The following is a 24,402-nucleotide window of genomic DNA, read 5'->3' as shown; positions in this document are numbered from 1 at the left end:
GTGGCCCCGGGGTCCCCCACCCGCTACTCCACTCCCGCCGCTACTCCACGCCCGCGTAGGAGTGCTTGCTGGTGACGAAGATGTTGACGCCGTAGTAGTTGAAGAGGAAGCAGCCGAAGGCGATGAGCGCGATGTACGCGGCCTTCCGCCCCTTCCAGCCGGCCGTGGCGCGCGCGTGCAGGTACGCCGCGTAGCCGACCCACGTGATGAAGGACCAGACCTCCTTGGCGTCCCAGCCCCAGTAGCGGCCCCACGCGTCGCCGGCCCAGATCGCGCCCGCGATGATCGTGAAGGTCCACAGCGGGAAGACGGCGGCGTTGACCCGGTACGAGAACTTGTCGAGGGAGGCCGCCGAGGGCAGCCGCTCCAGGACGGAGCGGGCGAAGGCGCTCGGCGTGCCGCCGCTCGCGAGCTTGTTCTCGTACGAGTCGCGGAAGAGGTACAGGGCGGTGGCGACGGCCGCGAGGTAGAAGACCGCGCCGCAGAAGATCGCGGTGGAGACGTGGATCCACAGCCAGTACGAGTCGAGCGCCGGCACCAGCTGGTCGCTGGGGGTCTTCAGCCAGGTGGTGGCCAGGCCCAGGTCGAGCAGGACCGTCGTGACCAGCGGGAGGCCGATCCAGCGCACGTTCTTCTTCGCGAGGAGGAAGGCCAGGTACGTGCCGACCGCCACCGTGGAGAAGGTGGTGGAGAACTCGTACATGTTGCCCCAGGGGGCGCGCTGCACGGCGAGGGCCCGGCTGACCACGCCCGCCGCCTCGACCGCGAAGGCGAGGACGGTGAGGGAGACGGCGATCCGGCCGTAGAGGTCGCCCTGGACCGTGCCGCCGGCCGCGCCGGGGCCGTCCGGGACGTCCCGGGTGCCGGCCGCGGAGCGGGTGACGATCTTCGGCTTGTCGAGGACGGACGTGGTGCCGCCCTGCTTGACCTGGACGGTCACCGAAGGGGTCGACGCCTGCTGCGTGAGGGCGGCGGCGGTGCGGCCGACCTTGCTGCGGCTGCCGAGGACCCACTCGGCGATGTGCGCGAAGAAGGCCAGGGTGTAGACGGCCATGGAGGAGTAGATGAGCAGGTCGCTCATCTTCGCCAGGCTCTCGTTGGTGGTGGCGGCGAGGATCACTTGTCGGCCTCTTCCGAAGGGGCAGGGTCTTCTGCGGGTTCTTCCGCGGGTTCCGGTGCTGGGGCGGAGGGCGGCGTCTGCGCCGCGAGCGTGACCGCGAGGTCACCCAGCTCCTCGGGAAGCTTGGCGGACTCGCTCCGGCCGAGGCCCGCCATCTCGACGACGGTCACGCCGTCCTCGCCCCGTACGGCCCGGACCCAGACCCGGCGCCGCTGGATGAAGAGCGAACCGGTCAGACCGGCGATCGCCGCGATCGCGCCCGCGAGGGCGAGGCCGTTGCCCGGCTGCTGCGAGATCTGGAAGCTCGCCCACTCCTTGATGTCCTTCTCGAAGGTGATCGAGCCGGCACCGTCGGGGAGCGTCATGCTCTGGCCGGGCGCGAGCCGCTTGGCGAGCTTGTTGCCGGACTCGTCCGTGAACTGCTTCAAATTGGACTTGTCGAGCTGGTACACGTTCTGCGGCAGACCGGAGTCCACGCCCAGGCTGCCGTAGTAGGCGGTGAGTGCCATGGCCGGGGAGACGAGCGCCGGGAACTGCGAGAACATCGTGCCCTGGCCGGCGCCGGCGAAGGTCGGCACGAAGAAGGCCTGGAAGCCCAGCTGGTCCTTCTTGCCGTTCTTGTCGCGGTAGCCGTCCATCACCTTGATCGCGCCGGTGGACGTGATGTTGTTGTCGATCGGCAGGAGCGGCACGGCGCCGTGGAAGACGGTCTTGCCGCGGCCGTCCTTGACCGTGACGACGGGCGCGTATCCGTGGGCGATCAGATAGACCTTGGAGCCGCCGACCTTGAGCGGCTCGTTGACCCGGATGACGGCCTTCTTCTCCGTGCCGCCGCCCTCGGAGTACCTGACGGCCGCCTCGAAGGTGCGGGGGGTGCCGCGCTGCGGGCCCTTCGTCTCGTACGTGCCGTGGAAGGAGTCGAGGGTGAAGCCGAACGGCTCCAGCTCGTCGAGGCCGAACTGCGAGCCGGACTTGAAGTCGTCGTACTGCGTGAGCGTGTTGGAGAAGCCGTCGCCCTCGACGATCAGCTTGCCGCCCTCGGACTTGAAGAGCTGGCCCCAGGCGAAGGCGACGAGGATCACGATCAGGGCGACGTGGAAGAGGAGGTTGCCCGCCTCGCGCAGGTAGCCCTTCTCGGCGGCGATCGCGTCCCCGGCGGTGTGGGCGCGGAAGCGGCGCCCCTTGAGGACGGCGAGCGCGGCCTCGCGGACCTGCTCGGGCTCGGCCTCGGTGCGCCAGGTGGTGTACGCGGGGAGCCGGTCGAGGCGCCGGGGGGCGCCCGGCGGGCGGCTGCGGAGCTGGCCGACGAACTGCCAGGTGCGCGGCACGATGCAGCCGATGAGGGAGACGAACAGCAGGATGTAGATCGCGGAGAACCACACCGAGCTGTAGACGTCGAAGAACTGGAGCTTCTCGTAGACCGGCGTGAGCGTCTCGTGGGCCTCCTTGAAGGCCTGCACCTTGAGCTCGTCCGCGCTGGTCTGCGGGATGAGGGAGCCGGGGACGGCGCCCAGGGAGAGCAGGAAGAGCAGGATCAGCGCGACCCGCATGGAGGTCAGCTGCCGCCAGAACCAGCGGATCCAGCCGACGACCCCGAGGACGGGTCCGCCGATGGCGGTCTCCTCCTGGGGGGCGGTGGAGAGCTGGGCGCCGGCCGCTTCGTCGCGGCTGCGCTCGGTCTCCGTCGTATCGGTCTTGCTCATGGAACTCAGATCCCCACCGTGAAACCGCTGGACCAGCCCTGCATCGTGGCGACCATGTCGTCCCACGCGCCCGTGAGGAGCAGGACGCCGGTGACGATCATCATGCCGCCGCCGATCCGCATCACCCACGCGTAGTGCTTCTTGACCCATCCGAACGCGCCGAGCGCCTTGCGGAAGGCGACGGCGGCGAGCACGAACGGTACGCCGAGCCCGAGGCAGTACGCGAAGGCGAGTATCGCTCCGCGTCCCGCGCTGGCCTGGTCCAGGGCGAGGGCGTTGACCGAGGCGAGCGTCGGGCCGATGCACGGCGCCCAGCCGATGCCGAAGAGCGCGCCGAGGATCGGCGCGCCGACCAGACCGGCGACGGGCTTCTTGTGGAAGCGGAACTCGCGCTGGGTGAACCAGGGCATCAGGCCGAGGAAGAACACGCCCATGAGGATCATGAGCGCGCCGAGGACCAGGTTGAGCGTCTCGCTGTACTTCTGGAGGTACGTCCCGAAGTAGCCGAAGAGGGCGCCGCCGGAGACGAACACGGCGCTGAAGCCGAGGACGAAGAGGAGGGCGCCGGCGGTCATCCGGCCGCGGCGGCTCTCGGCGAGGTCGGTGCCGGTGACCCCGGTCACGTACGACAGGTAGCCCGGGACCAGCGGGAGCACGCACGGCGAGAAGAAGGAGACCAGGCCGCCGAGGACCGCGAGGGGCACGGCGAGCAGCAGGGCTCCGCTGGTGACCGTCTCGTTCACGGACTCACTTCTCCTTGAGGAGAGGCTCGATCATCGACCGGAGCTTCTCCTCGTCGAGCGCCATGAGGGAACGGGCGGCGATCTTGCCCTCCTTGTCGAGAACGACAGTGGAGGGGATGCCCTGGAGGCTGAGGGTGCCCTTGGGGAAGCCGAAGAGGATCAGCTTGCCCTGCGGGTCGTAGAGGCTGGGGTAGGGCACCCCGTAGTCCTCTTCGAAGGCGAGCGCCGGCTGCTTGTTGGGGTCGCGGGTGTTGAGCCCGACGAACTCGACGCCCTTGCCCTCGAAGTCCTTGGCGACCTTCGCGAAGTGGGGAGCCTCGGCGCGGCAGGGGGCGCACCAGGAGCCCCAGGCGTTGAGGACGACGACGTTGCCCTTGAGGCCGGCGACGTCGAGCTGCTTGCCGTCGAGGGTTTCGCCCGCGAGCTTCCCGGGGGTCGCCCGCTCGCCCTTGGCGGCGGTGGAGATACCGCCCGTGTTGGTCACGAAGTTGGTGTTGCCACCGCCGCCGGACTTGCCGTTGCTGTCGCCGCTGCAGGCCGAGAGCGCGAGGGCGGCGGACAGCACTCCGACGGCGAGCAGGGTGCGTCGTGGGGCACGGCTAAGGCTCATGTGAAAAGTTTCGCATGGGCGTTTGGGGGATCTTGGGCGCCCCCCTACGTGCCCGTAAAGCCCCTTGTCAAGATCGCCTAAGCGATCTGACTACACAGCCTTCAGGAAACTGTTCCAGCCGCCGGCCGGCTTCTGGCCGACTTCGAGGGTACGCAGCTTGGCCAGGATCTTCGGGTCCTGGACGTCGAGCCAGTCCACGAACTGCTTGAAGGAGACGAGCCGGACGTCCTTCTTGCCGGCCATCCCCTTGAGCGCGTCCTCGACGGCGTCCATGTAGATGCCGCCGTTCCACTGCTCGAAGTGGTTGCCGATGTAGAAGGGCGCACGGTTCGAGCCGTAGGCGCGGTCGAAGCCGCCCAGGAGGGCGTCGGTGGCCTGCTTGCGCCAGCCCGGGTAGCGGGACGGCATGCCCTTCGTCGTGTTCTTCGACTGGTTGGCGAGCATGTTGTAGTCCATCGAGAGGACCTCGAAGGAGTGCCCGGGGAAGGGCACGGCCTGCAGCGGGAGGTCCCAGATGCCCTGGCGCTTGACCGGCCAGGTCTGGCGGCCGCCGGGCGAGCTGGCGTCGTAGCGCCAGTTGAGGCGCTTGGCGGTGGGGAGCAGGTTGTCCTGGCCGAGGAGGCAGGGGGTACGGCCGCCGACGAGCTCCTTCGAGTAGTCGAAGGGCAGCGGGTCGAGGTCCGTCCAGCCGCTGTTGGTCTTCCACTCGGTGACGAACTTCATCGCCTGGTCGATCTCGCTCTGCCACTGGGCCGGGGTCCAGTTGCCGACGGAGCCGGAGCCACCGCAGAAGTGCCCGTTGAAGTGTGTGCCGATCTCGTGGCCCTCGAGCCAGGCCTGCCGGACGTACTTCAGCGTGTCCTTGATGTGGTCGTCGGTGAGGTAGCCGATGTCGGAGGCGCCGACGCGGTTGTTCGGCGGGCGGTAGAGGTTCTTCTTCGACTCGGGGAGGAGGTAGATCCCGGAGAGGAAGAAGGTCATCGCCGCGTCGTGGTTCTTGGCGAGTTCGAGGAAGCGGGGGAAGAGGCCGTTGCCGACCTCTCCGGCGCCGTCCCAGGAGAAGATCACGAACTGCGGCGGGGTCTGGCCGGGTTCGAGCGGCACGGGGGTGTCGGGCTGGTGCGGCTGCTTGCCGGTGTCGGCGGTGGAACCGTCGCCGATGAGCTTGGCGTCGTCCTTGGTCGGGGCGGGTGTGGTCGGCTGCGCCGAGGCGTCACCACCCTTGCCGGGTCCGGAACGTCCCGGCTTGTCGCCATTGCCGCTTCCGCAGCCGGCGATGCCCACGGCCGCGGCGGCACCGACGCCCGCCCCGAGAAGCCCCCTTCGACTGATACCGCTGATCCCGCGCATGACATCCCCATTCGCGCTGACGTATGAACTCACCGTCATCCAAACCGACAATGAGTGAGATGCCGGGCGGAACACGGAGGTTCCGGAAATTCGCACATAAATTTCAGGAAGAGGTCCAGGCATGACTCAGGGCGGCCCGATGGCATGTACACCACCTGACCGCCCTGACTACCCCCTCACGGGGTACGGCGTCTAGAGCGCTACGCCCCGAAGGCCTTCGACTTCCCCTTGACCGGCTTCGCCCCGGCCAGCAGGTGCGCCGGGACGAGGTCCCGGGCCGGCTCGCTGTACCCGACCGAGACGATCTTGTCGCCCCGGTACGTGAACGAGGTCAGCGAGGCGAGCGTGCACTGCCGCCGCCGCGGGTCGTGCCACAGCCGCCGCTTCTCCACGAAGCTCCGGACGATCCAGATCGGCAGCTGGTGGCTGACACAGACCGCCTCGTGCCCGCGCGCCGCGTCCTTCGCCGCGTCCAGCGCGCCCATCATGCGGACGACCTGCTCGACGTACGGCTCGCCCCAGGACGGCTGGAACGGATTGGTCAGGTGCTTCCAGTTCCCCGGCTTGCGCAGGGCCCCGTCCCCGACCCCGAAGGTCTTGCCCTCGAAGACGTTCGCCGCCTCGATGAGCCGCCCGTCGCTCGCCAGGTCCAGACCGTGAGCCTTGGCGACCGGCTGCGCCGTCTCCTGCGCCCGCTCCAGCGGGGAGGCGACGACATACGTGACGTCCCGGTCGGCCAGGTGCTCGGCGACCCGGTCCGCCATCTGCCGGCCGAGCTCGGAGAGGTGGTAGCCGGCGCGGCGGCCGTAGAGGACCCCGTCCGGGTTGTGGACCTCGCCGTGCCGCATCAGGTGGACGACGGTGACGTCCTCGTCGCTCTTCGGGGAGCTCGTCACGTCGCTCATGCCGTGGCCTCCGCGGCGGCGCGGGCGGCGGCCGGCAGCGCGGCGGCGATCCGCTCGATCGCCCGCTCGTCGTGCGCGGCCGACACGAACCAGGACTCGAAGGCGGACGGCGGCAGGTAGACGCCGTCGGCCAGCATCGAGTGGAAGAAGGCGTTGAAGCGGAAGGCCTCCTGCTGCTTCGCCTCGTCGTAGTTCCGCACCTCGTCGGCCGTGAAGAAGACCGAGAACATGTTGGAGGCGGTCTGCAGCCGGTGCGCGACGCCCTCCTTCGCCAGGGCGCCGGTGACGAGCCCCTGGATCTCCTTCGACACCGCGTTCACCTTCTCGTACGCGGCGTCGTCGAGCAGCCGCAGCTGCGCGAGCCCGGCGGCGGTGGCGATCGGGTTACCGGAGAGCGTGCCCGCCTGGTAGACCGGCCCGGCCGGGGCCAGGTGGCCCATGACGTCGGCGCGGCCACCGAACGCGGCGGCCGGGAAGCCGCCGCCCATGACCTTGCCGAAGGTCAGCAGGTCCGCCTTGACGCCGTCGACGCCGTACCAGCCGGCCTTCGAGGTACGGAAACCGGTCATCACCTCGTCGGAGATGTACAGCGCGCCGTTCTCCCGGCACGCGTCCGCCAGGCCCTGGTTGAAGCCCTCCGCCGGCGGCACGACGCCCATGTTGCCGGGCGAGGCCTCGGTGATCACACAGGCGATCTCGCCCGGGTGCGCGGCGAAGGCCGCCCGCACCGCTTCGAGGTCGTTGTACGGCAGCACGATCGTGTCCCCGGCCTGCGCGCCGGTCACACCGGGCGTGTCCGGGAGGCCGAGGGTCGCGACCCCGGAACCGGCCGCGGCAAGCAGCGCGTCCACGTGACCGTGGTAGCAGCCGGCGAACTTGACGACCTTGGCGCGCCCCGTGAAGCCGCGGGCGAGCCGGATCGCGGACATCGTGGCCTCCGTACCGGAGGAGACGAGCCGGACCTGCTCGACGGGCTCGACGCGCGCGACGATCTCCTCCGCGAGCGCGACCTCGCCCTCGCCCGGCGTGCCGAAGGACGTGCCGCGGGCCACGGCGGCCTGCACCGCGGCGGTGACCTCGGGGTGCGCGTGGCCGAGAATCATCGGCCCCCACGAGCAGACCAGGTCGACGTACTCACGACCGTCCGCGTCGGTGAGGTACGGACCGGTACCGGAGACCATGAACCGGGGCGTACCGCCCACGGCTCGGAAGGCACGCACCGGTGAGTTCACGCCGCCGGGCGTCACGAGGGACGCGCGGTCGAAAAGCGTCTGTGAGACTGGGGCTTCGTATGAATACGGCACTGTGATCCTGACCTGCGAGTACGGCTGCGAGTACGGCTTCGAGTACAGAGGAACGGTGTGGGCACCCTGAGAATCACGCCGGGGCGGCTGTCGGCCGCGTCTGCGAAACTGGGGCGTCATAGGGATGGCTCACGGAATCCATGGTGTCAGAGGCCACGGCGTTCTTGCGGACAGGTGTTTCACCGTACGAACGCGGGGGAGGTCACTGACACGATGATCGGGTTGCGCGGCGGGGTCGTGTTGCCGAGAAAAAGCAGTCGGGTGGAGATATGCATCGCGGTGGCGGACCGGGCGAGGGGACGGACGACCTGGGTCCGGAGTCTGCCCGGCGGGGGAGGCACCGGCGCCGGCGGGCGGACGGGCCGACTCCCGGCGCGCCCGGCACTCCGGGAGGCCCCGGCGGCCAGGGACCCGAGGCGGATTCCTCGTCCGGAAGCGGGAGTGGCCGGTCGTTGGGAGTGACGTACAAGTACTTCGGCGCGCCCGACGGCGCCACGGCGGCCCGCGTCCCGATCTCGATGCGCCCGGAGGAGCTCGGTGGCGACGAGCTCGGCATGGGCGGCATGTTCACCAAGATCAAGCCGGAGACGATAGCGGCGATGGTCCTCACGGGCATCCAGGGCATGCCCCTGCACAAGGTGCCCCCGCTGGAGCTCGTCGTGCTGCACCCGGACTACGCCGTAGTGAAGCTGCAGATGACCGTGGTCGACCCGCTGCGCGGGATCGGCGAGGAGTCGGTCGGCGCCGCCGCCTTCATCTGGTCCACGGTCCCCGACCGCGGCGGCCCGCGCGACGCCTTCGACGTCTACCAGCTGCTCCACGAATGGCAGGACTTCTCGGTCCGCCTCCACGAAGCGGGCCACCAGCCGTACTGCCTGGTCTGGCCCTGACCCCGAAGAGACAGCACGGGAAGGCCCGCCGGCCGGCACGATCACCGGCGGCTTTCCCGCTCTCTACGGGGCCTGCCCTCGGGTCCTGCCCGCTCCTAGGGGGCCTTCCCGCTCCTACGGGGCTATCCCGCTCTTACGGGGCCTTCTCGCCGCCACCGCAGTCGATGAGCTCGTCGAGCTCCCGGCCCGTCCTGACCCCCTCGGGAGTCCAGTACGAGCCGGCGGGCAGCGCGGCGGCCCGTACGGCCGCCGTGTCGAAGACCGCGCCCGCCCCGTCCTCCGGCCCGTAGCCGACCGACACGGCGAGCTGCTTCGGCAGCTCCGCCGGACGGGTGGCCGGACGGGACGTCCGGTAGTCCTCCGCGGCCCACAGCCTCAGCAGCCCGCCGCGCCCCTCCTCGGTCAGCGGCCCGTCGGCCCGCCACACGAGCTTCTCCGAGTCACCGTCCCGGAGCTCCACCCGCCGCACCCGCTCCGACGGGCACTGGGCGGCCTTCACCGTGACCGTGTCCCCGTCGATCCGCAGCCCGAGGAGACTGGGCCCGCCGGGGTCGGACATGCCGATCACGACGGCCGCCCAGAGACCGACGACGGCGGCCGGCACGGCCAGGACCGCCACCACGATCAGACCGATGACGAGGGCCTTACGGACTCCTCGCCGCTCGGCGACACCACTCGTCGTCGGCCTGTGTACCGGAAGCACGTCCCGTTCCCCCATCCCGCCCGCCGTTCCCACGGCGGGAACGCTACCCCTGACAGGTGGAGCGCCCCTAGGGACCTTGTCGTTCCCGCTGCTCCCCCTGTTCCCCCTGTTCCCGCTGTTCCCGTCGCTGCTCGGCGAGCTCGCGGGCGGAGGCGAGCCGGTACGGCACGTCGATGACGACGACGTTCTTCATGAACAGGAGCCGGGTCTTGAGGCGCAGGGCGCTCTGGTTGTGCAGGGGCTGCTCCCACCAGTGCCCGACCACGTACTCGGGGATGACCACCGAGACCACCGAGTCCGGCGTCCGCTCGGGCGCCTCCCGGACGTACCGCAGGATCGGCTGGACGAGCGAGCGGTACGGGGAGCTGAGCACCCGCAGGGGTACGTCGATGCCGTGGGCCTCCCAGGTCGCGCGGAGCACCTCCGCCTCCGCCGGGTCCTCGGCGACGGTGACGGCCGTGAGGGAGGCGGGCCGCAGGGTCTTCGCGTAGGACAGGGCGCGCAGGCTGGGCGCGTTGACCGAGGCGACCAGGACGAGGACGTGGTTCGCGGCGAGGGCGTGGGCCCTTGCGCCGGCGCCGACCGCGACCTCGGCGGCGACGGCGTCGTAGTGCCGGCGCACCCCCTTCATCCCGGCGAAGAGCACCGGCATCGCGATGACGACGAGCCAGGCGCCGTGCGTGAACTTGGTGATCAGGACGATGACGAGGACGACCGCGGTCAGACAGGCGCCGAAGGCGTTGATCGCGAGGCGGCGCCGGATGCTGTGGCGGTCGGCGGCCCCTCCGGGGCTGTTCGCCGTGGCGGGCCTGGCGAGTTCTCGCCGCCAGTGCTTGACCATGCCGGCCTGGGAAAGGGTGAAGGAGACGAAGACGCCGATGATGTAGAGCTGGATCAGTCGGGTCAGCTCCGCGTCGAAGGCGACGATCAGGGCGATGGCGGCGAGCGCGAGGAGGACGATGCCGTTGGAGTGGACGAGCCGGTCCCCGCGGTGGAAGAGCTGGCGGGGCGCGTAGCGGTCGCGCGCGAGGACCGAGGCGAGCATCGGGAAGCCGTTGAAGGCGGTGTTGGCCGCCAGGATCAGGACGCCCGCGGTGACGGCCTGGAGCGCGTAGAAGAGGACGTGCCAGTCGCCGAAGGTCGCCCGGCCGATCTGGGCCAGCGCCGTGGACATCGGGGTGCCGGGGGCGAGCCCGAGTTCGGTGGGGTCCTCGGCGACATGGACCTCGTAGACCATCGCCAGCACGGTGATCCCGAAGAACATGGTCACCGAGAGCGCCCCCATGATCGCCAGGGTCATGGCCGCGTTGCGGCTCTTCGGCTCGGCGAAGGCCGGGACGCCGTTGCTGACGGCCTCGACACCGGTCAGCGCGGTGCAGCCGGAGGCGAAGGCGCGCAGGGCGAGGAAGAGCAGCGCGATCCCCGAGTAGGTCGAGACGGCGTTCACGGGCAGGTCGGCGGACTCGGCGCGGATCGTCGCTCCGGTCGCCATGCGCACGCGGCCACGGCGAACATGACGTAGATGACGGCGATGAAGGCATAGGTGGGCATCGCGAACCAGCGCCCCGACTCCCGCACCCCGCGCAGGTTCAGCCAGGCCAGCACCGCCACGAAGCCCGCCGACATGGCCACGGCGTGCCCGTCGAGCGAGGGGACGGCCGAGGTGATCGCGGCGACCCCGGAGACGACGGACACCGCGACGGTCATCACGTAGTCGATGAGCAGGGCGGAGGCGGCGGTGAGCGCGGCGGTCTGTCCGAGGTTCTCGGCGGAGACGACATAGGCCCCGCCGCCGCCCGGGTAGGCGTAGCAGGTCTGCCGGTAGGACGCGACGACGACCAGCAGCAGGACGACGATGCCGACCGCCGCGTACCAGGCCAGATGGAGCACGGCGAGGCCGCCGAGAGCGAGGATCAGCAGGATCTCCTCGGTCGCGTAGGCGACGGAGGAGAGCGGGTCGCTGCAGAAGATCGGCAGTGCGAGCTTCTTGGGCAGCAGGGTGTCACCGAGCCGTCCGCTGTCCAACGGACGTCCCACGAGCAGGCGTTTCGCCGCACTTCCAGCTCTCATAAGTGCTGAAGTTAGGACGAATGGTATGTAATGCGCCGAAGACGCGCCCTGCCGGATCCCCTACAAGGAAGGACGTCACGCGTGAGCGGAGTACGGAGCGGAGTACGGATGGCCGGCGAACCCATGCAGATCGGCGAGGTCGCCGCGCGGACGGAACTGTCCCTGCGCACGATCCGCCAGTACGAGGACAACGGCCTGGTGGTGCCGTCCGCGGCCTCGCCCGGCGGCTTCCCCCTCTACACGGACGCGGACGTCGCCCGGCTGATGGTCATCCGCCGGATGAAGCCGCTCGGCTTCACCCTCGACGAGACCCGCGAGCTGCTCACGGCCGTGGACCGGCTGACCGAGGACCGCCCGGGCACGGACACGGAGCTCGCGCCGGAGGACCGCTCGACGCTCGTGACCCGCGTCCGCCGCTACGAGCAGGCGGCCGCGGAGCGGGTCACCGAACTGCGGACCCAGCTGGCCCGAGCGGAGGAGTTCGCCACGTCCCTCCGCACCCGGCTGTCCTCGACCCCGGCGTGACCGGCGCGATTCTGTGTGCCGCGACGTGATCTGGCCTGATCCCGCCTGATCGACGGGACACGCCCTACGCCGCCAGGGCCTCGGCCAGCTCGCGGAAGAACCGCGCGTAGGCGGCGGGGCTGGGCGGCGTCTCGGGGTTCCAGGCGGCGAGGCGGGTGCCGGGCGGGGTCTCGTACGGCGGGACGGCGTGGAACCGGTTGTCGAAGAGGATCAGCTCGGGACGGAGCTCGGCGACCCGGTCCCAGTCGGCGGTGAGCCAGTTGGCGCCGGGCCCCGGGCCCGGGTCGAGCAGCCGGACGCCGAGCGCCGCGAGCCGCGCCAGCTCGGGCCAGGCCTGCGGACGGGCCAGATGGACCTGGTCGGGACCGGCGCCGGAGAGCGCGAGGACGGTGCGCCCGGTCCGCCCGGCGACCTCCCGCAGGACGGCCTCGGCCTCCCCCGTGCCCGCCGGGTCCCCCGACTCCCGCACCCCGGCACGGAGCGAGGTACTCAGCTCCCCGAAGCGGTCGAGGATCGCCGGAAGGGTGAGCTCGTTGCCGACGGAGAGCGCGACGAGCGGCACCCCGAGCCGGTCGGCGACCGCCTCGTCCAGCGCGTAAGGGCTCTTCCCGTCGTACGTGACGTCGACGATCAGGTCCGGCCGCAGCTCCCGCAGCGGCCCCTCGTCCAGGGCCCGGCCGGGGCCGAGGTACGGGACCCCGGCCGCGTCGAGGCCGCCCGCCTTGGCCGGGTCGTACCCCGGGCCGTCGTGCCCGGAGCCGTAGACGGCGACCGGCGTCACCCCCAGGTCGAGCAGCGCCGCCCCGGCCCGTACGTACGCGACGACCCGCTCCGGCACACGGGCCGCCACCCGCTCGGTACCCCTGTCGTCCGTGAATCCCCATGGCTGCGCTCCGGACATACGGCTGCTCCCTCCCCGGCCGAGACTGCCTGCTCCGTCACCTTGGAGCGGTTCCCCGGCCCGCACAAGAGGGCCTGCGGCGGCCCCGGACGACCGCCACCGCCCGGCAGGGACATTGGTCCCGGACCCCCTGCCGAAAGTCCCCCAGGTTGGTGTTAACTGAACGGGTCGGGAGGAAGCAGTAGGAATCGCCGACCTCCGTTCACGCGCGCCACCTGCCGGGGCGCGGCGCGCACGGGCGGCCCTCACGTCCTGGAGTGAGCCATGTCGTTGCCCGACCAGTTCTCCGACCCCCGTGTCCTCACGCTCTTCGGCCTGCTCGCCGTCTCGACGGCCGTGTGGCTGACGCTGGGCCTGAGGGCCCGCGCCCGGGCGCGCCGCGACCGGGCGGTCGGTCCGCTGGAGCGCGTCTGGCACCCGCAGGAGTCGGTGCAGCTGACCCCCGCCGAGGAGCACGCCTTCGGCCAGGTCGTCTCCCGCCTCTCCTTCGGCTCCCCGGGCCGCCTGCGCTGAACCCGGGGCCGCCGCGGGCACGCGGGCCTCAGACCGCCCAGGCGCGCGGGTCGCGCCCCGTCACGGCGAGGAGCCGCTCGAACGCGCTCGCCCCCTCGGGCAGGTCGACGCTCTCCCCGAAGACGTTCATCTTCCGGGCCATCGGCGCCATGCTCTCCACCTCCTCCGCAAGCCCGGCCACCACGGCCGGATCCGGTTCGAAGCCACGCCCGGTGGCCCGCGCCAGGTCCCAGGCGTGCACGGTCAGATCGAGCAGGACCATCGAACCGACCGTCCGCGCCGGCAGCCCCATGGCCCCGGAGGTCCCCTCCTCCGCGCCGGGCGCCGACCAGGCGGTGACCAGCTTCCCGGTCTCCACCGAGAACCGCTCGCGCCAGCCGTCCTCCGCCAGCCGGTCCGGGGTCTCGGAGAAGTCGGCCGACTCCTTGGCCGCGAGGGCCTGGAAGTTCACGACGACGGCGAAGAGATGGTTCAGCAGGGCGCGCACGTCGTACTCGGCGCAGGGCGTGGGCGCGCCGAGCGATTCGTCGATGGTGGCGGCGACCAGGGGTTCGGCGTGGGCGGCGGCGGAGCGGAGCAGATCACCGATGCGGGGCGGGGCTTCGTACGTCATGCGTCGACGCTAGGGGAAGCTGCCCGCCCCGGTCTTGAAGAAACGCGCCGACTCTCCCCCTCACCCCTGAGATCTCCCCGAGGGGATCTCCCCGAGGGGATCTCCCCGAGGGGCCCTAACATGCGGACCATGTCCGCCGCCGCCCCGTCCCCGCGCCGGGACACCCGGGGCATCGTCGACCCCGCCGAGCTGCTCACCCGCGTCCGCTTCCGCCGCCACACCCCGGCACCGGAGCTGCGGCCCTATCTGGAGCACTACTGGCTGATCGACTGGGAGCTGACGGAGCCGTACGTGACCCAGGTCGTCCCGCACCCGTCGGTGAACGTCGTCTTCCAGCGGTACGGCCCGCTCGAAGGACCGCCGGAAGCGGCCGGGTCGTCGGCCGAGGTCTCCGGGGTCGGGCTCGGCGTGTTCACCCAGAAGCTGACCGGCCTGGGCCGGGTCTGCGGGATCCAGTTCCGCCCCGGCGGCTTCCGGCCGTTCGCGCCCGCGTGGCCGGTCTCGGCGTGGACGGGCCGCCGGGTCCCCCTCACCGAGGTGTTCCCGGCGGCGCCGAGCGAGGACACGGTCCTGTCCCCCGACGGCGACCACGCGCGCGTGGCGGCGCTCGACGCGTTCCTGCTGGCCCACGGCCCCGCGCCCGACCCGGCCGCCGAGCAGGCCATGGAGCTCGTGGACCTGATCCGCACGGACCGGGAGCTCCGCAGGGTGACCCGGCTGGCCGCGGCCTCCGGCCTGTCGGTGCGCTCGCTCCAGCGCCTCTTCGCCGGCCACGTCGGCGTCGGGCCGAAATGGGTCATCCTGCGCTACCGCATCCACGAGGCCCTGGAGCGCGCCGAGTCCGCGGGAGCGGCGGGAGCCCCGGACTGGTCCCGTCTCGCGGACGAGCTCGGCTACAGCGACCAGGCGCATCTCGTACGGGACTTCACGGCCACGATCGGGGTGCCGCCGACCGCGTACGCCCGCGCGGTGTCAGTGCCCTGACCTACCGTGCGGAGCATGGACGACGACACCGCAGGCACCTCTCCCGTACGCCTGGAGCCCTGGTCCGAAGAGGACGCGGGGCTGCTGCGCGCACTGAACGCACCGGAGCTGATGGAGCACCTCGGCGGCCCGGAGACGGAGGAGCAGCTCATCGGCCGCCACCGGCGGTACGTGGCGCTGAGCAGCGACGGCACTGGCGCGGGACGGATGTTCCGGATCCGGCTGCTGCCGGAGGACGTGGTGGTGGGCAGCATCGGCTTCTGGGCGCAGACCTGGGACGGCGAGCCGGTGTACGAGACGGGGTGGACCGTACTGCCGGGCTTCCAGGGCCGGGGCGTCGCGACGGCCGCCACGCGCGCGGTGGCGGCCGAGGCCCGGGCCGCGGGCACCCGCCGCCACCTGCACGCCTTCCCGTCGTCGGACAACACCGCGTCGAACGCGGTGTGCCGGAAGGCGGGTTTCGAGCTGCTCGGGGAGCGCGCCTTCGAGTACCCGCCGGGCCGCCCGATGCGCTGCAACGACTGGCGGCTCGACCTGCGGCTCGACCTCGACTAGGAGGCGTCGGCCGGGCCGCCGAGGAGCCGGCTGAAGTGGAAGGCCACGATGTCGAAGCGCTCGCGCAGGTAGAAGCGGTGGGCTCCGGTGCGGTGGGTGCCTGAGTCGAGGTTGAGCTCGTGGCAGCCGGCCGCGCGGGCGTGGCCCTCCAGGTGGGCGATGAGCTCGTGGCCGACGCCGGTGGAGCGGTCGGCGGCGGCGGTCACCAGGTCGTCGACGTAGAGCTTGCGCAGCGAGCTGGTGTTGTTGATGATCCGCCAGCCGGCCGCGCCGACGCAGCGCCCGGCGTCGTCGTAGGCGGCACTGAACCGCAGCCCCTCGGCGTGACCCGCCTCGTACACCTCGCGGAAGAGCTCCGGGGTGAGGTGGGGGCGGAGCTCGGAGAGGACCGGCAGGAGGTCGCTCTCCAGCCGGGGATCGCCCGGCTCAAGGTCGATGATCTTCATGCGGGGACGGTACCCCAGGTTTTTTCAGGGTTGACGGATGGGCCACTCCCCCGGATATTTATCTGCGTCACGCAGATTATTCTCGACACAGCAAAGCATCACCCCCTCCGGAAGGACACCGTCATGACCGTTCTCGTCACCGGCAGCCGCGGCCGCGTCGCCTCCACCCTGATCGGCCTCCTCGACGCCGCGGGCGTCGAGGTCACCGCAGCCTCCAAGAACCCCGCGGACCTGTCCCCACCCCCCGGCGTCGGCACCGCACACTGCGATCTCACCGATCCGACCACCTTCGACGCCGCCCTGAAGGGCGTCGACTCCGTCTTCCTGTACGCCGAGGCCGCACACATCGACACCTTCGCGGACCGGGCCCGGGCCGCCGGCGTCGACCACGTCGTGCTTCTCTCCTCCAGCTCCGTCCTCGCCCCGGACGCCGCCCGGAGCGCGATCGCCGCGCCCCACCTGGCCGCGGAGCGCGCCCTGTCCACCGCCGCGGACACCGGGGCCTTCGAGGCCACGCACCTCCAGCCCGGCGCCTTCGCCTCCAACGCCCTCCAGTGGTCGCGGTCCCTCCGGAGCGGGCAGGCGCCGGCCCTCCCCTACCCGCACGCGTACGGCGATCCGATCCACGAGCGCGACATCGCCGAGGCCGCCCTCGCCGTGCTCACCGAGCCCCGGCTGCGCGGCTCCTCGTACCTGCTGACGGGCCCCGAGTCACTGGACTTCACCGAGCAGCTCGCGATCCTGGCCGAGGCGACGGGCCGGCCCGCACCCCACACCGTGCCCACCCCCGAGGAATGGAAGGCCTCGGTCGCCGGCTTCATACCGGAGACCTTCGCCGACGCCCTCCTCGCGTACTGGGCCTCGCACGACGGCCGGCCGACACCGCTGACCCGCACCGTCGAGGAACTGACGGGCCACCCCGCCCGCACCTTCGCCACCTGGGCCGCCGACCACGCGGACGCCTTCCGCCCCTGACCACCCGCCCCTCCGGGCCCCCTCCCCGCCCCAGGACGAATTCCCTGGCCCCCTGCCGAGCCCCGATGCGATCCTGTCCCCGTGAACGGACCGGAGATCCACATCAGATTCGCCCCCGGCCTGCGGCTCTTCGTCTCGGCGGAGCGGCGCTCGGGACACACCTCCGTGACCACCGACGGCGCCTCCTCGCTCGGGCACGTGGTGGAGTCGCTCGGCGTACCTCTCACTGAAGCGGGACGACTCCTCGTCGACGGCCGGACCGTGACGTCCGCGCACGTCCCGGCCGCGGGCGAGACGATCGAGGTGGAGGAGGTCACCCGCCCCCAGCCGGTGCCGGGCGCGCCGCTCCGGTTCCTTCTCGACGTGCACCTCGGCACGCTGGCCCGCCGGCTGCGCCTGCTCGGCGTGGACGCGGCGTACGAGAGCGAGGACATCGGCGACGCCGCGCTGGCCACGCTCTCCGCGCGGGATCGGCGGGTCATGCTCTCGCGCGACCGCGGCCTGCTGCGCCGGCGGGAGCTGTGGGCGGGCGCCTATGTCTACAGCGACCGGCCGGAGGAGCAGCTCCGTGACGTACTGGAGCGGTTCGCGCCGCCCCTGGCGCCCTGGACCCGCTGCACGGCGTGCAACGGACAGCTGTCCGACGCCGACAAGGACGCGGTCCGCGAGCGACTGGAGCAGGGCACGGAGAAGACGTACGACGTCTTCGCGGAGTGCGTGGAGTGTGGCCGGGTCTACTGGCGCGGCGCCCACCACGCCCGCCTGGAGGCGATCGTCTCCGAAGCGGTCCGCGAGTTCGGCGGCGCGACGGCCCGCTAGGGGACGTCGCCGAGGGCAGGCCGCCCCCCGCGGTCAGTCGAGTTCGCCGCCGCGCAGCCGCTCGATCTGTACGGCGCTGACCTCGACGGTCCGCCGCATATGGGCGATGAGCAGGGCGACCTCGGCGTCGCTGTAGACGTCGAACATCGTGCCCCAGGTGCCGTTGAGCTTCCGCCACAGAGCGGCGAGCTCGGCCATCCGCTCGGGCACGAGCGCCACCAGGACCCGGCGCCGGTCCTCGGTGTCCCGCTCGCGCGTCACGTACCCGGCCCGCTCCAGCCGGTCGACGAGCCGGGTCGCCGAGCCCGTGGTGAGCCCGGTCAGCTCGGCCACCCGGCCGGTGGTCACCGCCCCCTCCTCCAGGCTGAGCAGGTTCAGGCACTGCACATCGGTCGGGTGGAGCCCCAGATGATCGGCGACGGCCTGGTTGAACAGGGCGTAGGAGGCCATGTAGCGGCGGGCTTCCCCGTACAGCTCGGTCATCAGCGCGTCGCGCCGGGCGGAACTCTTCTGCGGCATGCAGAAATTGTACGAACCAGCCACCACCCGGGAATCAGAAGACGTACGGATCCCCGGTGGCGAGCACCAGCACACGATGCCGGTCGTTCCCCGGATTCCGGTCGGCCGCCCCGTCCCGCCAGGCCGTGGTGATCTCCACGGTCAGCTCGTCCGGAAGGCCCGCGGTCCGCAGGTCGAGCGCCAGCTCGCCGACGTTCCCGGCGGCCCGGAGCTCGCCCGTCCGGCAGGACACCACCCGGTCGCTGCTCCACAGACAGGCCGTCGGCAGCTCCTGACCGCCCGCCATCGGCTCGGAGAAGGCGAGCCGGACCGTCGCCTGGGAGAGATCGGAGGGCCCGTGGTTCTCACTGACCAGCCAGACACCGACCCGCCCGTCCCACAGGGAGACATGCCCGTGATGGGCAAGATCCGCCTCGACCCCCACGGCACCGGCACTCGCACCCGCACCCATGACCGCCGAGACCGCGAGCACAACCCCAAGCACAACCTTCGGCATTCTGCGCATCACCACAAAATACCTACATCACACCAAAACACCTGACACCCCATCAGTCAGCGTGTCCCATGGCACCCCTCTCCCCCGCCGGCCGCCGCCGCGCAACCCGCCCCGGCATGGCCGTGATCACGTACGCCCCACACGGCCGCCGACCTCCGCCCCCACCTATCCTGACCGGGCGATCCACGTAATCGACCACCTGCGCGAGGAGCACGCCATGACCGCCCCCGGTACCCCCATCGCCGTCATCACCGGAGCGAGCAGCGGAATCGGCGCCGCCACGGCGAAGCAGCTGGCCGCCGCCGGCTACCGCGTCGTACTCACCGCCCGCCGCAAGGACCGCATCGAAGCCCTCGCCGCCGAGATCAACGACGCCGGCCACCAGGCCGCCGCCTACGCCCTCGACGTCACCGACCGCGCCGCCGTCGACGAGTTCGCCACCGCCTTCCGCACCCTCGCGGTCCTCGTCAACAACGCCGGCGGCGCACTCGGCGCCGAATCCGTCGCCACCGGCGACCCCGAGGACTGGCGCCAGATGTACGAGGTCAACGTCCTCGGCACGCTCCACATGACCCAGGCCCTGCTCCCGGCCCTCACCGCGAGCGGCGACGGCACCGTCGTCGTCCTCTCCTCCACCGCGGGCCACTCCACCTACGAGGGCGGCGCCGGCTACGTCGCAGCCAAGAACGGCGCCCGCGTCCTCGCCGAGACCCTCCGCCTGGAGATCGTCGGCACCCCGGTCCGCGTCATCGAGATCGCCCCCGGCATGGTCAAGACGGACGAGTTCGCCACGACCCGCTTCCGCGGCGACACCGAGAAGGCCGCCAAGGTCTACGCCGGCGTGGCCGAGCCCCTGACCGCGGACGACGTGGCCGACACCATCACCTGGGCCTGCACCCGCCCCCCGCACGTCAACATCGACCTCCTCGTCGTCCGCCCCCGGGCCCAGGCCTCCAACACCAAGGTCCACCGCGAGCTGTAGAGACACGGGAAAGGGGCCGGTGCTCAGCACCGGCCCCGAGTCCCCGCGAAGGTCACCCCTTCACGCAGACGACCTGCTTCAGCTTGGCGACGACCTCCACCAGGTCCCGCTGCTGCTCGATCACCTTCTCGATCGGCTTGTACGCGCCCGGGATCTCGTCCACGACGCCGGAGTCCTTACGGCACTCCACACCCCGCGTCTGCTCCTCCAGGTCCCGCGCCGTGAAGCGCTTCTTCGCCGCGCTCCGGCTCATCTTCCGGCCTGCACCGTGCGAGGCAGAGTTGAACGACGCCGCGTTCCCCAGACCCTTCACGATGTACGAGCCCGTGCCCATCGAGCCCGGGATGATCCCGAACTCCCCGGAGCCGGCCCGGATCGCGCCCTTCCGCGTGACCAGCATGTCCATGCCCTCGTACTGCTCCTCCGCCACGTAGTTGTGGTGGCAGGAGATGACCTGGTCGAAGGTGACCCGCGCCTTGCGGAACTCCCGGCGGACGACCTCCTGGAAGAGCGCCATCATGATCGCGCGGTTGTACTTGGCGTACTCCTGCGCCCAGAAGAGGTCGTGCCGGTAGGCCGCCATCTGCGGCGTGTCCGCGACGAACACCGCCAGGTCACGATCAATGAGACCCTGGTTATGGGGCAACTTTTGGGCTTCACCAATGTGAAACTCTGCGAGTTCCTTGCCGATGTTCCGCGAGCCCGAGTGCAGCATGAGCCATACTGAATCGGACGTATCGACACAAAGCTCCACGAAATGGTTTCCCGCTCCAAGGGTTCCCATTTGCAAAGCAGCGCGTTCTCGACGGAACTTGACCGCATCCGCGACCCCGTCGAACCGCGACCAGAAGTCGTCCCACCCGGCCGTCGGGAACCGGTACAGCCGCCCCGGGTCCACAGCCTCCCGGTGCAGCCCCCGCCCCACCGGGATCGCCTGCTCGATCTTCGACCGCAGCCGTGACAGATCGCCCGGCAGGTCGTTCGCCGTCAGCGAGGACTTGACCGCCGACATGCCGCAGCCGATGTCCACACCGACCGCCGCCGGACACACCGCCCCCTGCATCGCGATCACCGAACCGACCGTCGCGCCCTTGCCGAAGTGCACGTCCGGCATCACGGCCAGGCCCTTGATCCACGGCAGCGTCGCCGTGTTCCGCAGCTGCTGCATGGCGCCGTCGTCCACCGTGGAAGGATCGGTCCACATCCGGATGGGTACTTTCGCCCCCGGCACCTCTACGTACGACATACTTCCTCAATTCCCCCGAAAAGTCTGATAACGCAAAAACCGGAGCCAAAGCCCGTACAGGTGACAGCGGACCGGCATCAACAGCTGCGTGTGCGATAGACATTGTGTCCACCGGCCGGGTTCGCGCGGCAAACAGTTTTCGGGAAAGACTTCGGGCGAAGGGAGCCTGGGACCGTGCAGCGAAAGAGGTACGCACCTGGTCGCACCGGGTCCACGGCGCGCACCGCCGTCGTCCTCACCAGCGTCCTCGGACTGGGCCTCGGGCTCGGTCTCACCGGGTGTTCGGCAGGCCCCACGACCGACGACATCGCCGTCGACGCCAAGGCCGGCCCCGCCTCACCCGTCGCACCCCCCGGCCGCTACCGCACGCTCTTCGAGCCCTGCGGCTCCGTCCCGCAGAGCACGCTCAAGGACCTGCTCCCGGGAGCCGCCGCCCTGCCCGACGCCGAGCGCGGCAAGGCGTACCGCGGCGTCGCGGCCGTCACGTACGACACCGACCGGCGCGTGGGCTGCACCTGGAAGGCCGACAGCCCGGAGACCTCCCACCGGCTCGCCCTCGACATCGAGCGGGTCGTGTCGTACGACCCCGCCGTCAGCGACGACGCCCGGGCGCAGGAGGTGTACCTCCGCAAGCAGCTCGCGGTGGGCATCCCCGTCCCCCCCACGACCCCGCCCACCCCCACCGGCACGGCCACGGGCACCGCCTCCGGCACGGCGACGCCTCCCTCGACGGGCGCGACCGCCCCCGAGAACACCCAGAACACCGAGAACACCACGAGCACCCCGAGCCCCACCGCGACGACGGGCAAGCCCTCCACGGCCCCGACCTCGGGAGCGCCTTCCGGCGGCACGCCGACGCCCACCCCCACGCCCACCTCCACCGGCCTGGAGCCCCGCGTCCTCGACGGTCTCGGCGAGATCGCGTACCTCGACGACACCCTGAGCACCGTCGGCGCGAACGGCCATCAGCGCGTCGTCAGCGTGGTGTTCCGCACATCCAACGTCATCGTGACCGTCTCCTACCGGGAACAGACCACCGGTTCAGTGGAGGCCCCCGACAGCAAGGAACTGCAGGAAAAGGCCCGGAATCTGGCCCGGATGCTCGCCGAGCGCCTGGAGGAGTAGCCGTTCCGCTCCGATCCGTGAGCGGACGGCGACCACGTAACGTGTCGGCGTACCCGTGGCCGCCCGATGGCCGGGGCCGCCGACCGGCCGGCCGGACCGTACGACAAGCGACTGAAGGAACCATGCAGCGATCAGCCTCGCGACTCCCCCGCATACTCGCCTGCGCAGCCGTCCCGGTGATGCTCGTCGTCGCCGGCTGCTCCTCGGACTCGGGCAGCAGCGGCGACTCCGGCAAGAAGGGGACGCAGGACAAGACCAACGCGTCGGCCTCCGCCACCCCCACCCCCTCGCCGACGCCGACGGTCGAGCCGGCGAAGTTCGCGAAGCTGCCCGAGGTCTGCAAGGCGATCTCGGCGAAGACGACCGCGTCGCTGGTGCCCAAGGCGAAGACCAAGAAGGGCACGCCCGCGGCCTCCAGCGACCTGGCCAGCCGCGGCGGCTGCTCCTGGAACGGCCTGGACGACAACGGTGTGGACGGCTCGCAGTACCGCTGGCTCGACGTGTCGTTCTACCGGTACGCCTCGGACGTGTCGCTCGGCAGCGGCGAGGAGCGCGCGCAGGAGAACCTGACGAAGGAGCTCGCCAAGGTCCAGGAGACGCCGGGCGCGAAGAAGCTCAAGACCACCACGGCCTCGGGCATCGGCGAGGAGGCGAAGGCGGTCGCGTACAAGCTGCGCAAGACGGACGAGGACTTCGTCTACGCCTCGGTCGTCGCGCGTACGGGCAACGTCCTGGTCCTCCTCTCGTACAACGGCGCCGGTTACGCGGGCGCCGACGCCCCGTCCGAGAAGAAGATCATGGACGGCGCGGTGAAGGCGGCCAAGGAGGCCGTGGCCGCCGTCGCGGCAGCCAACAAGTAGTCACAAACCTGCGCAGACGGACACGTCCGCGCGGAGCCCGTCCCTCCCCCGAGGGCCGGGCTCCGTGTGCATGTGCCACTCTGTGCGCGCGAGATGTCGTTTGACGGGGAGGGGATCGCGGGTGGCCGCGATGCAGCTGACACGCACACACCGAATACTCATCGGCCTCGTCATCGGCGGTGCGCTGATCATCGCGGGGATCGGATTCGCGGGTTCGTACGCCGCGGTCCGCGAGCTCGCGCTGGACAAGGGCTTCGGCACCTTCTCGTACTTCTTCCCGATCGGCATCGACGCGGGCATCTGTGTCCTGCTCGCCCTGGACCTGCTTCTGACCTGGCTGCGGATTCCGTTTCCGCTGCTGCGTCAGACCGCCTGGGTCCTGACGGCGGCGACGATCGCCTTCAACGGCGCGGCCGCCTGGCCGGACCCGCTGGGCGTCGGGATGCACGCGGTGATCCCGATCCTCTTCGTGGTGGCCGTGGAGGCCGCGCGTCACGCGGTGGGCCGCATCGCGGACATCACGGCCGACAAGCACATGGAGGGCGTGCGGCTCACGCGCTGGCTGCTCTCCCCGGTGCCGACGTTCCGCTTGTGGCGCCGGATGAAGCTCTGGGAGCTCCGCTCGTACGAGCAGGTCATCAAGCTGGAGCAGGAGCGCCTGATCTACCAGGCCAGGCTCCAGGCCCGTTACGGCCGTAGCTGGCGACGCAAGGCTCCGGTGGAGGCACTGATGCCGCTGCGGCTGGCCCGCTACGGGGTGCCCCTGGCGGAGACGGCGGCGGCGGGCCTCGCGGCGGCGGGCATCGAGCCCGCGGTGCTGCCCCCGCAGCCGACGGCGGTCCCGGTGGCGGTCGGAGCGCCCGTGCCCCAGCAGCTTCCCCAGCCCCAGCACCCGCAGCAGCCCCAGCTGCTCCAGGGCGTGCCGGGTCAGCCGGGTCCGGCCGGACAGCCGGGTCAGCCCGGACAGCCGGGTCAGCCCGGTCAGGCCGGCGAGCCGAATCACGAGAGCCAGTGGTTCGCCGCGCAGCAGGTCTCCCCGGAGTCGTACGAGGGCACCTACAACCCGCAGATCGTGGAGGGCCTTGAGCCCACCCCGGTCCCGGTGCCGCAGGGACCCGAGGACGTCCCCGCGCCGGGCCCCGAGCAGTTCGTCGAGTACCCGGAGTACGTCGAGCGGCAGGAGCCGCAGGCCGACGAGTTCGAGGACGTCGTCTACAAGGTCCTCGGGGCGTACGTGATGGAGCACGAGCGGCTCCCCGCCGAGGCCGAGCTGGCCCAGCTGGTGGCCGAGCAGTACGGCCTCCAGGAGTTCCCCGCCACCGACATCGACCTGCTGCGGCAGGCGGTACCGAGGGCGCAGGAGCGGGTCCAGCAGGCGCGGGCCGACGTCGACATCCCGTAGGGCCACGGGCCACCTGAACACGAAAGGGCCGCCACCCGGATTC

Annotated in this window: 25 protein-coding genes and 1 pseudogene; 11 read left to right on the top strand and 15 right to left on the bottom strand. The window is 71.1% G+C overall.

Annotated features, from left to right (window positions below):
- Positions 1 to 40 precede the first annotated feature (40 nt).
- The 7 genes from ccsB to hemL all read right to left on the bottom strand — a co-directional run bounded on the left by ccsB (position 41) and on the right by hemL (position 7,855).
- On the bottom strand, positions 41 to 1,120 hold the full coding sequence (ccsB, locus tag SGA01_RS20130; RefSeq protein WP_141297836.1) for a c-type cytochrome biogenesis protein CcsB: 1,080 nt from the start codon (positions 1,118 to 1,120) through the stop codon (positions 41 to 43).
- On the bottom strand, positions 1,117 to 2,823 hold the full coding sequence (gene resB / locus SGA01_RS20125) for a cytochrome c biogenesis protein ResB (protein WP_141297835.1): 1,707 nt from the start codon (positions 2,821 to 2,823) through the stop codon (positions 1,117 to 1,119). The genes ccsB and resB overlap by 4 nt, the downstream gene beginning before the upstream one ends.
- A gap of 5 nt (positions 2,824 to 2,828) precedes the next feature.
- Positions 2,829 to 3,566 (bottom strand): cytochrome c biogenesis CcdA family protein, encoded by a 738-nt coding sequence (locus tag SGA01_RS20120; RefSeq protein ID WP_141297834.1) that lies wholly within the window; start codon positions 3,564 to 3,566, stop codon positions 2,829 to 2,831.
- Between the two features lie 4 nt (positions 3,567 to 3,570).
- Positions 3,571 to 4,176 (bottom strand): TlpA family protein disulfide reductase, encoded by a 606-nt coding sequence (locus SGA01_RS20115; protein ID WP_141297833.1) that lies wholly within the window; start codon positions 4,174 to 4,176, stop codon positions 3,571 to 3,573.
- A gap of 90 nt (positions 4,177 to 4,266) precedes the next feature.
- Positions 4,267 to 5,517, bottom strand: a complete 1,251-nt coding sequence (locus tag SGA01_RS20110; protein WP_141297916.1) for a polysaccharide deacetylase family protein — start codon at positions 5,515 to 5,517, stop codon at positions 4,267 to 4,269.
- Between the two features lie 209 nt (positions 5,518 to 5,726).
- Positions 5,727 to 6,431, bottom strand: coding sequence for a histidine phosphatase family protein (locus SGA01_RS20105; protein WP_141297832.1), 705 nt, complete (start codon positions 6,429 to 6,431; stop codon positions 5,727 to 5,729).
- Complete coding sequence (gene hemL / locus SGA01_RS20100; protein ID WP_229918156.1) at positions 6,428 to 7,855, bottom strand: glutamate-1-semialdehyde 2,1-aminomutase; 1,428 nt, start codon at positions 7,853 to 7,855, stop codon at positions 6,428 to 6,430. Before hemL ends, SGA01_RS20105 begins: the two co-directional genes overlap by 4 nt.
- A gap of 149 nt (positions 7,856 to 8,004) precedes the next feature.
- Here hemL and SGA01_RS20095 point away from each other — a divergent pair, with 149 nt between their 5' ends.
- A complete protein-coding gene (locus SGA01_RS20095) occupies positions 8,005 to 8,625 on the top strand; it encodes a hypothetical protein (RefSeq protein ID WP_141297831.1) in 621 nt (206 codons plus the stop codon).
- A gap of 133 nt (positions 8,626 to 8,758) precedes the next feature.
- On the opposite strand, the gene SGA01_RS20090 is transcribed toward SGA01_RS20095, so the two are convergent.
- Complete coding sequence (locus SGA01_RS20090; protein WP_141297830.1) at positions 8,759 to 9,328, bottom strand: hypothetical protein; 570 nt, start codon at positions 9,326 to 9,328, stop codon at positions 8,759 to 8,761.
- 67 nt (positions 9,329 to 9,395) lie between these two features.
- Positions 9,396 to 11,398 (bottom strand): annotated as a pseudogene (locus SGA01_RS20085) (APC family permease).
- A gap of 108 nt (positions 11,399 to 11,506) precedes the next feature.
- Here SGA01_RS20085 and SGA01_RS20080 point away from each other — a divergent pair.
- The gene (locus SGA01_RS20080; protein ID WP_055642854.1) at positions 11,507 to 11,923 is read left to right on the top strand and encodes a MerR family transcriptional regulator; all 417 of its coding nucleotides are present in this window, start codon (positions 11,507 to 11,509) and stop codon (positions 11,921 to 11,923) included.
- 64 nt (positions 11,924 to 11,987) lie between these two features.
- Here the strand turns inward: SGA01_RS20080 and SGA01_RS20075 are convergent, their stop codons facing one another.
- Entirely contained in the window at positions 11,988 to 12,824 is an 837-nt protein-coding gene (locus tag SGA01_RS20075) for a substrate-binding domain-containing protein (RefSeq protein ID WP_141297829.1), read from the bottom strand.
- 264 nt (positions 12,825 to 13,088) lie between these two features.
- On the opposite strand from SGA01_RS20075, the gene SGA01_RS20070 reads away from it, so the two are divergent.
- Positions 13,089 to 13,337 (top strand): hypothetical protein, encoded by a 249-nt coding sequence (locus tag SGA01_RS20070; protein WP_141297828.1) that lies wholly within the window; start codon positions 13,089 to 13,091, stop codon positions 13,335 to 13,337.
- A gap of 28 nt (positions 13,338 to 13,365) precedes the next feature.
- Here the strand turns inward: SGA01_RS20070 and SGA01_RS20065 are convergent, their stop codons facing one another.
- Positions 13,366 to 13,950: a TIGR03086 family metal-binding protein gene (locus SGA01_RS20065; RefSeq protein ID WP_141297827.1), complete on the bottom strand. Its 585-nt coding sequence runs from the start codon at positions 13,948 to 13,950 to the stop codon at positions 13,366 to 13,368.
- A gap of 129 nt (positions 13,951 to 14,079) precedes the next feature.
- On the opposite strand from SGA01_RS20065, the gene SGA01_RS20060 reads away from it, so the two are divergent.
- Together SGA01_RS20060 and SGA01_RS20055 are read left to right on the top strand one after the other, a co-directional pair.
- Positions 14,080 to 14,934, top strand: a complete 855-nt coding sequence (locus tag SGA01_RS20060; protein ID WP_141297826.1) for a helix-turn-helix domain-containing protein — start codon at positions 14,080 to 14,082, stop codon at positions 14,932 to 14,934.
- Between the two features lie 15 nt (positions 14,935 to 14,949).
- Positions 14,950 to 15,489 (top strand): GNAT family N-acetyltransferase, encoded by a 540-nt coding sequence (locus SGA01_RS20055; RefSeq protein WP_141297825.1) that lies wholly within the window; start codon positions 14,950 to 14,952, stop codon positions 15,487 to 15,489.
- On the opposite strand, the gene SGA01_RS20050 is transcribed toward SGA01_RS20055, so the two are convergent.
- The gene (locus SGA01_RS20050; RefSeq protein WP_141297824.1) at positions 15,486 to 15,935 is read right to left on the bottom strand and encodes a GNAT family N-acetyltransferase; all 450 of its coding nucleotides are present in this window, start codon (positions 15,933 to 15,935) and stop codon (positions 15,486 to 15,488) included. The genes SGA01_RS20055 and SGA01_RS20050 overlap by 4 nt on opposite strands.
- A gap of 123 nt (positions 15,936 to 16,058) precedes the next feature.
- Between SGA01_RS20050 and SGA01_RS20045 the strand changes: the two genes are divergently transcribed.
- Together SGA01_RS20045 and SGA01_RS20040 are read left to right on the top strand one after the other, a co-directional pair.
- Positions 16,059 to 16,910: an NAD(P)H-binding protein gene (locus SGA01_RS20045; protein WP_141297823.1), complete on the top strand. Its 852-nt coding sequence runs from the start codon at positions 16,059 to 16,061 to the stop codon at positions 16,908 to 16,910.
- A gap of 81 nt (positions 16,911 to 16,991) precedes the next feature.
- On the top strand, positions 16,992 to 17,729 hold the full coding sequence (locus SGA01_RS20040) for a Mut7-C RNAse domain-containing protein (RefSeq protein ID WP_141297822.1): 738 nt from the start codon (positions 16,992 to 16,994) through the stop codon (positions 17,727 to 17,729).
- Positions 17,730 to 17,762: 33 nt separating this feature from the next.
- Here SGA01_RS20040 and SGA01_RS20035 read toward each other — a convergent pair whose 3' ends face one another.
- On the bottom strand, positions 17,763 to 18,248 hold the full coding sequence (locus tag SGA01_RS20035; protein ID WP_055642846.1) for a MarR family winged helix-turn-helix transcriptional regulator: 486 nt from the start codon (positions 18,246 to 18,248) through the stop codon (positions 17,763 to 17,765).
- 34 nt (positions 18,249 to 18,282) lie between these two features.
- Positions 18,283 to 18,732: a hypothetical protein gene (locus SGA01_RS20030; RefSeq protein WP_141297821.1), complete on the bottom strand. Its 450-nt coding sequence runs from the start codon at positions 18,730 to 18,732 to the stop codon at positions 18,283 to 18,285.
- Between the two features lie 229 nt (positions 18,733 to 18,961).
- Here SGA01_RS20030 and SGA01_RS20025 point away from each other — a divergent pair, with 229 nt between their 5' ends.
- Entirely contained in the window at positions 18,962 to 19,726 is a 765-nt protein-coding gene (locus SGA01_RS20025) for an SDR family NAD(P)-dependent oxidoreductase (protein ID WP_057950471.1), read from the top strand.
- Between the two features lie 52 nt (positions 19,727 to 19,778).
- Here the strand turns inward: SGA01_RS20025 and SGA01_RS20020 are convergent, their stop codons facing one another.
- On the bottom strand, positions 19,779 to 20,972 hold the full coding sequence (locus tag SGA01_RS20020) for an RtcB family protein (protein WP_141297820.1): 1,194 nt from the start codon (positions 20,970 to 20,972) through the stop codon (positions 19,779 to 19,781).
- A 174-nt stretch (positions 20,973 to 21,146) separates the two neighbouring features.
- On the opposite strand from SGA01_RS20020, the gene SGA01_RS20015 reads away from it, so the two are divergent.
- The 3 genes from SGA01_RS20015 to SGA01_RS20005 all read left to right on the top strand — a co-directional run bounded on the left by SGA01_RS20015 (position 21,147) and on the right by SGA01_RS20005 (position 24,359).
- Complete coding sequence (locus tag SGA01_RS20015) at positions 21,147 to 22,097, top strand: DUF3558 domain-containing protein (RefSeq protein ID WP_141297819.1); 951 nt, start codon at positions 21,147 to 21,149, stop codon at positions 22,095 to 22,097.
- A gap of 122 nt (positions 22,098 to 22,219) precedes the next feature.
- On the top strand, positions 22,220 to 22,957 hold the full coding sequence (locus SGA01_RS20010) for a DUF3558 family protein (RefSeq protein ID WP_141297818.1): 738 nt from the start codon (positions 22,220 to 22,222) through the stop codon (positions 22,955 to 22,957).
- Positions 22,958 to 23,078: 121 nt separating this feature from the next.
- Positions 23,079 to 24,359 (top strand): DUF2637 domain-containing protein, encoded by a 1,281-nt coding sequence (locus SGA01_RS20005; protein ID WP_174867392.1) that lies wholly within the window; start codon positions 23,079 to 23,081, stop codon positions 24,357 to 24,359.
- Positions 24,360 to 24,402 lie beyond the last annotated feature (43 nt).

This window comes from Streptomyces gardneri (assembly GCF_006539185.1).
Lineage (GTDB): Bacteria > Actinomycetota > Actinomycetes > Streptomycetales > Streptomycetaceae > Streptomyces > Streptomyces gardneri.
This window is presented reverse-complemented; position numbering and strand designations above follow the sequence as displayed.